General features: G+C 30.1%; 5 protein-coding genes. All 5 read left to right on the top strand.

Annotation, left to right across the window (positions count from 1 at the left end; translation table 11 throughout):
* The coding region (locus EGH73_RS05670) for a transposase (RefSeq protein WP_148041683.1) at positions 1 to 223 on the top strand (223 nt) is incomplete at its 5' end.
* Positions 224 to 291: 68 nt separating this feature from the next.
* On the top strand, positions 292 to 1,176 hold the full coding sequence (locus tag EGH73_RS05665) for a hypothetical protein (protein ID WP_123281050.1): 885 nt from the start codon (positions 292 to 294) through the stop codon (positions 1,174 to 1,176).
* Positions 1,176 to 2,753: an argonaute/piwi family protein gene (locus EGH73_RS05660; RefSeq protein WP_123281049.1), complete on the top strand. Its 1,578-nt coding sequence runs from the start codon at positions 1,176 to 1,178 to the stop codon at positions 2,751 to 2,753. The genes EGH73_RS05665 and EGH73_RS05660 overlap by 1 nt, the downstream gene beginning before the upstream one ends.
* 218 nt (positions 2,754 to 2,971) lie before the next feature.
* Positions 2,972 to 4,351, top strand: a complete 1,380-nt coding sequence (locus EGH73_RS05655; RefSeq protein ID WP_123281048.1) for an AlbA family DNA-binding domain-containing protein — start codon at positions 2,972 to 2,974, stop codon at positions 4,349 to 4,351.
* A gap of 311 nt (positions 4,352 to 4,662) precedes the next feature.
* Positions 4,663 to 6,114: a P-loop NTPase family protein gene (locus EGH73_RS05650; RefSeq protein WP_123281047.1), complete on the top strand. Its 1,452-nt coding sequence runs from the start codon at positions 4,663 to 4,665 to the stop codon at positions 6,112 to 6,114.
* Positions 6,115 to 6,125 lie beyond the last annotated feature (11 nt).

The following is a 6,125-nucleotide window of genomic DNA, read 5'->3' as shown; positions in this document are numbered from 1 at the left end:
GAAAATGGAAGATAAGATTTTACTCCGAAAAAGAGCCATAATTGAAACGATTAATGACGAACTAAAAAACCATTGTCAAGTGGAACACACCCGACACAGAAGCGTCAATAATTTTATGATCAATATCTTGGGAGGACTAACAGCCTATTGTTTCTTTCCAAAAAAACCGTCACTCAACTTGAAAAAGGTAAATGACGGTCAATTATTTTTGAACTTCGCTTAACCCGAACTCAGGTTAATTTATTAACTGAAAGACAAACTAATCTAAGCGAAGCAATCAACCAAAGCTTTGTGAACAGGGTTCAATTTGGGACTCGGGAGAAAATTTTTTCAAACATTTTCTCTATTGAATTTCCCAAATTTATATATAAATATGATTGTAAATTTAAAAGCAATATTGATATTTATAATATAATAAACGAAGAAGGAATTGATTTTCCAAAATTTACCATCAAATCAAATTTTCTATACACATTTACAGACTTAAAAATAATATCACCTACCATACTTGAAAAATTACTGAATAACAAAAAATCGGTAGAAACAAATGTACCACTACGATTTATTCAGTCAAAAAAAGAAAATAGGAATATAGTAACTGAAATTGTGAACTCTCATCTTAAGAGTTTTTTTCATAGAAAAAGAATTAATTTTTTTAAAGAGCGCAATCGGTTTTACTTTGCATTAATAAATAAAGAACCTTTAAAAATTAAAATTAAATCGGAGGATAAATCTGCAGAATATTATGAGCAAATCTCATATTTTAGTAAAGGGAAGAGAATTCACCGAACCGTTGTTAGTAAACATAATTATTACGATACGTTCTTTTACAAACATCATGGTTTCCAAATAAAGTATGAATGGTTTAATAATTTTTTAGTTTTAATAATCGAACCAAAATACCATTACTCACAAGATGGAAAGACGCCTTTGGATAATCCGATAAGGATTACTAGGTTGAATAATCAGATTAAAGTTTCCGAAAGAAATTCACAATACAATAATCATATCACCTCCTTAACAAGCTATCTAGGTGGAAATAGTTGGAGGTCGACAGATGGGTTTTCTGACATTTTATTTAAAAGGAATTTCTTTGAAGTCAGCTTTGGTATTAGAGAACTGAACCCGAAACGGGTTTTTGATGAGGAAACACAACAATTATCGTTATTTGACTAATGGAAATACAATATCTACAAGAGCCACTTATTGAATTTGCGAATGATTTTCTATGCGAAGACCCAAAAAAGGGAATTGAAGCAATGGGTTTTTATTCAATAAGTAATAAATCGCATAAATCACAAATTCAATATTCCGTAATAGGAACTAAAAAGCAGATTAGCGACTATAAAAGTTGGATAGATAAATTCAGCAATCCGATTGAATCAACAAAAAATTATAAACCAAAATCTTTAAAAGTTAGTACTACCAATGGCGATGATCCTAATGATGATGACGATGAAACTATAGACATAGAGTCACTTTTCGACGATGAAGATTTTGATAGCGGTTTTGAAGAAGACATTGAAAGTGGTGAAATAATTAATAAGAAAGCTAATCCTGACTTTCCAGGCTTTAACTCTGAATCATGTTTTAAATGTGAATTTCTAAATGATGGAGATGATTATACTATAAATTCGAGTGCAATTACCGAGATAATTGAATCAGAGAAAAAGCAGATTGAAAAATTGAATGATATTTCTGAATTGTATACAAATTGTTATCTTGAATTGATAGAAAATACGACAGGAAGACCCGATATTATCATTCTTATTATAGGTAAAGATGTTTTTAAAAAAATTGGAACCTTCACTTTGGGAAATGTTTTTCACAATTTAAGACGAAAGATTAAGGCAGATATTTTGGCGACAGGAAAGAATATACCTATTCAAATTATCTTAGAGAATACGATTGATGGAACCAAAAAAAGTTTGCAGGATTTGTCGATGATTGCTTGGAATTTTTGCGTTGCTCAATACTACAAAACCGCAAATTGCACACCTTGGACGATTAGAGATATAGATGCAGATACTTGTTATTTAGGGATTAGTTTTCATAAAATTAATGAAAAAGGTAAAAATCATCTAAGATCGAGTATCGCACAAGCATTTAATAAGGATGGGAAAGGTTTGGTTTTTACAGGCAAACAGTTTGAATGGAGAAGCGAAAAAACTAAAGTAGCAACGCCGCACTTGAAATATGCATATGCTAAAGAATTAATTATTAATGTTTTAAATCAATACAAACTATTAAATAAACATACTCCAAAACGAATTGTCATTCATAAGACATCTGATTTTTGGGACGCGTATGTCAATCCGGATTATAATGAACTTGATGGTATCGTCGATGGAATTAAAGAATCTTTGGGTGAAGATATTGAATATGATTTAGTTACTATCAAAAATTCTCAATTAAGACTTTTGCGAAATAGCGATTATCCTGTTTTGCGCGGAACACTATTGAAGGTTAGTAACGACAAGGCATTTTTATACTCGAACGGATTTATACCTTACTACGATACTTATCCCGGAGCTTACGTGCCTATGCCTTTATCGGTTGAAAATATTGGAGAAACTCCGATTGTTGAGATTTGTCAAGAAATTCTAGCATTGACAAAAATGAATTTTAATAATTGTAGCTATTGTGATGGGCTACCAATAACTATTCAATTTTCAAAAAAAGTAGGAGAAATTATACAATATTTTCCTAAAGATTTGGAGAATCCTCCAAACAAATATTTTTTTTATATGTAGTCATGAAATATCAAATTTTTGGCTGCAGCGTAATAGCAAACACGTATAAATGGTGTAAGTGTGATGATAGTAAAGTAAATAGTGCTCACATAATTAGAGATTAAAGGATGTTTTGTAAATGTGAATGAAGAGTAGTGAAAGATTACTATCAAATACAGTCAAAGAAAAAAGAGTTTATAATTTTCATAAATTACAATCAAGAACAAAAACTAGAATAAATGCTGACAGAAATTGAATTAAAATCCATCATTTCTTCAGGTGAGGGATATAATGCGGAATTTAAGTTAAATTTTCCTTCAAAGGTTAAAGAAATAACAGAAGAAATATGCGCTTTTGCTAATGCGGCAGGTGGTACACTTTTGATTGGTGTTGACGATAAAAATAATATCAAAGGAATATCTTTTGACAATTCTAAGCGTTCTTCTCTGCAAAATTCCATCGGAGAAATTTCTCCTTCGTTCCATTGTGATATTTATACTGTTGAAATTGATGGAAAAGAAATTGTTGTCATTGAAGTGCCTTCAGGAGAAAGCAAACCTTATGTTCTTTCAGGTGCGATCTATGTTCGACAAGGTCCAAATTCACAAAAATTGACGACGGTGGAAGAAATGAGAGATTTCTTTCAACAGGCAGATCGTATTTATTTTGATGAAGCTCCGTGCAAAACAATTGACATTAAACTGGATATTCCGAATGAAAATATTAGGCAGTTCAGAGAATTGGCGGGATTGAACAATGCAATTGATGATGAACAGGTTTTCAGTAATTTGAAACTCTTTACTAAAGATTCTTTTTTGAAAAATGGAGCAGTTTTATTTTTTGCTCAAGATCCCGAAATATTTTTTGAAAAGGCTGTAGTAAGATGTGTTGCGTTCGAAGGCATCGACAAAAGATTCATCATTGATGATAAAATAATGACCGGCACACTTTATCAACAGTTTTTACAAAGTATGGAGTGGCTAAAAGGAAAATTAGATGTCCGATACGATATAGAAGGTGCGGGTTCCAAACCAAGAAATGAACTGTGGGAAATTCCTGAAACTGTTTTTAAAGAAGCTATCATAAACGCATTAGCACACAGAGATTATTATGAAAAGGGTGCTCGGATTACTATTGAACTGTTTTCGGATAGAGTTGAAATTTCCAATCCGGGAGGTCTAGTAAGTGGTATTCCAAGAAATGAATTTGGTAAAAGAAGTTTAAGTAGAAATCCTCTTATTTTTGGTTTATTTGAAAGAATAAGAATGGTTGAGCAAATTGGTTCAGGAATCATTAGAATGAATGATTTAATGGAGGAAGCAAATTTGACTCCTCCCGAATTTGCAATGGATGGGATGTTTACTGTTACACTTAGAAGACCATTCGATTTCAAAAAGTGGGTAGATAGGTGGGTAGAAAAACTAACGGATAATAGAGTTAAAATTCTTGAAGAAGTTCATAAAGACAATAGAGTTACTAAAAAAGAATTAGAACAAAAAGTTGGTATAAGTTCCTCAGCAATAGATAACAACATAGATGCTTTAAAAGAATTGGGACTAATTGAAAGAGAAGGAAGCGATAGAGGTGGTTATTGGAGAATCAATTATATTTTACCTTAGGGTGGGTAGAAAGGGTGGGTAGAAAGGAACTGTTTTGGATGATGGGTTTTACTAATTAATAGGTTTTTATAATTGAATGAGATAAAACTCTTAAATTATAAAAATCAACTTTATATATGTTTTTGTAAACCTGAACTCATATAATTATTTGAAAGTAAAGTTCAAGTTTAATCTTACTTTTATGAAAATATAAAACGGTGTATGAGTAAATAAAGCATTAGACATTCTTGAACCCAATATTAAACAAGGATAATTAATTAAAAATTGTTGGATGCTGTCTTAAAATTTTTAAAAAGTAAAAATATTTGCTTATGAGTTTTAAACTACTTGCTATAAGGCCATTGAAAGGTTGTAGCCGAAAATTTTTGAAGAATCTTCAAGTTAATCAAATTTACAAATTTTACGCTGAGGCTAAATTCTATTCTGCTAATGAAGAAAGAATAGATGATAAAATATCTGACTTACCTGTCAGAACAATTAATTTTGATGAAACTGAATATTTACCTCACAATTTTTTCGACAACGAGAAAGTGTCAATTTCAGCAATTGTTGGAAAAAATGGGAGTGGTAAAAGTGCATTAATTGAACTGTTTATAGTTGCTATCAACCAATTAGCAGCTCGTAAAATTAAAGAAAAAGAACTTAATTCTTCTGCAGAATTACAATTTCTAAATAAATCTGGTGAGACAGTTTGTTGTGAAATTTATTATTTGATTAATCAAAAGTATTATATACTCAACATAAATAGAGGTATTGTAGAATTGATTGAACTGAAATCAAGACTTCAAATAGATTTGACTGAATTCTTTTATACAAGCATCTTAAATTATTCAATACATTCATTCAATTCATCAGAAGCAGGTCAGTGGATTGACAAATTATTTCATAAAAACGATTCCTATCAAATTCCCGTCGTACTTAATCCAAAAAGAGAGGCAGGTAACTATTCTGGTATTATTGATATTAATAATGAAAATTATCTTTTACATCAACGGTTAATTTCAATTCTGGTTAAAAACCAGTTTCTTTCAATTACGGAAAACCTAATTGTTGATCATATAAAATTAAAACTTAAAGATTCAAGATCCTTTACTATATTAAATACAAATTCCGAAAAGAAAATCACAAAATTCGGTTCGGAAAAACGAAGAAGCGAGAATTTTTTTAATGTTCTTGAAGATCAAATAGGTTTTATCTTTACAACTAAACTAGCAGGTAAAACAAAATTTTATTTTAATTTAAAATCTTTACTCACAGAATTTAAAAAAAGATTTGAAATTTATCATATTTCACTAGGCACAGAACAATATAGATTTGACATTTATATTCTCTACAAAATTGTAAGCATTTGCGAAAAATATCACTCTTTTAGAAAGTGTATAGTAGAGCAGGGTAAGGACAAAAATTACGAATATTTAATAATCAATACAAATCTTTTTCTAAATAAATTTATTGGCAACAACAGTCATATTCTTTTAAAATTGAAACAGGTTATAAATTATTATAAAGAGTATGATAGAATTTGGAGGAATGTTGATCAAAAATTAAGCTTAAGTCATTTAAAAGAAATACAACCAATAATCAATGAAGAATTTTTGGATCATCTTCCACCACCAACTTTTGATATTTCTTTTATGACCAAGGACAATGTCGATATACTGAAGAGTATTAGCTCTGGTGAAAGACAAATGATTTACACATTAACCTCTATTATTTATCATATAGTAAATATTAATTCTGTAAATAGTTTTGAGTTAACCTGAGTTCGGGTTAA

This window comes from Epilithonimonas hominis (assembly GCF_003730015.1).
Lineage (GTDB): Bacteria > Bacteroidota > Bacteroidia > Flavobacteriales > Weeksellaceae > Epilithonimonas > Epilithonimonas hominis.
This window is presented reverse-complemented; position numbering and strand designations above follow the sequence as displayed.

Bases quoted from the DNA above. Each gene is read 5' to 3' on its own strand.
- EGH73_RS05655 (WP_123281048.1), top strand. From the start codon at position 2,972: ATGCTGACAGAAATTGAATTAAAATCCATCATTTCTTCAGGTGAGGGA.
- EGH73_RS05660 (WP_123281049.1), top strand. From the start codon at position 1,176: ATGGAAATACAATATCTACAAGAGCCACTTATTGAATTTGCGAATGAT.
- EGH73_RS05650 (WP_123281047.1), top strand. From the start codon at position 4,663: ATGAGTTTTAAACTACTTGCTATAAGGCCATTGAAAGGTTGTAGCCGA.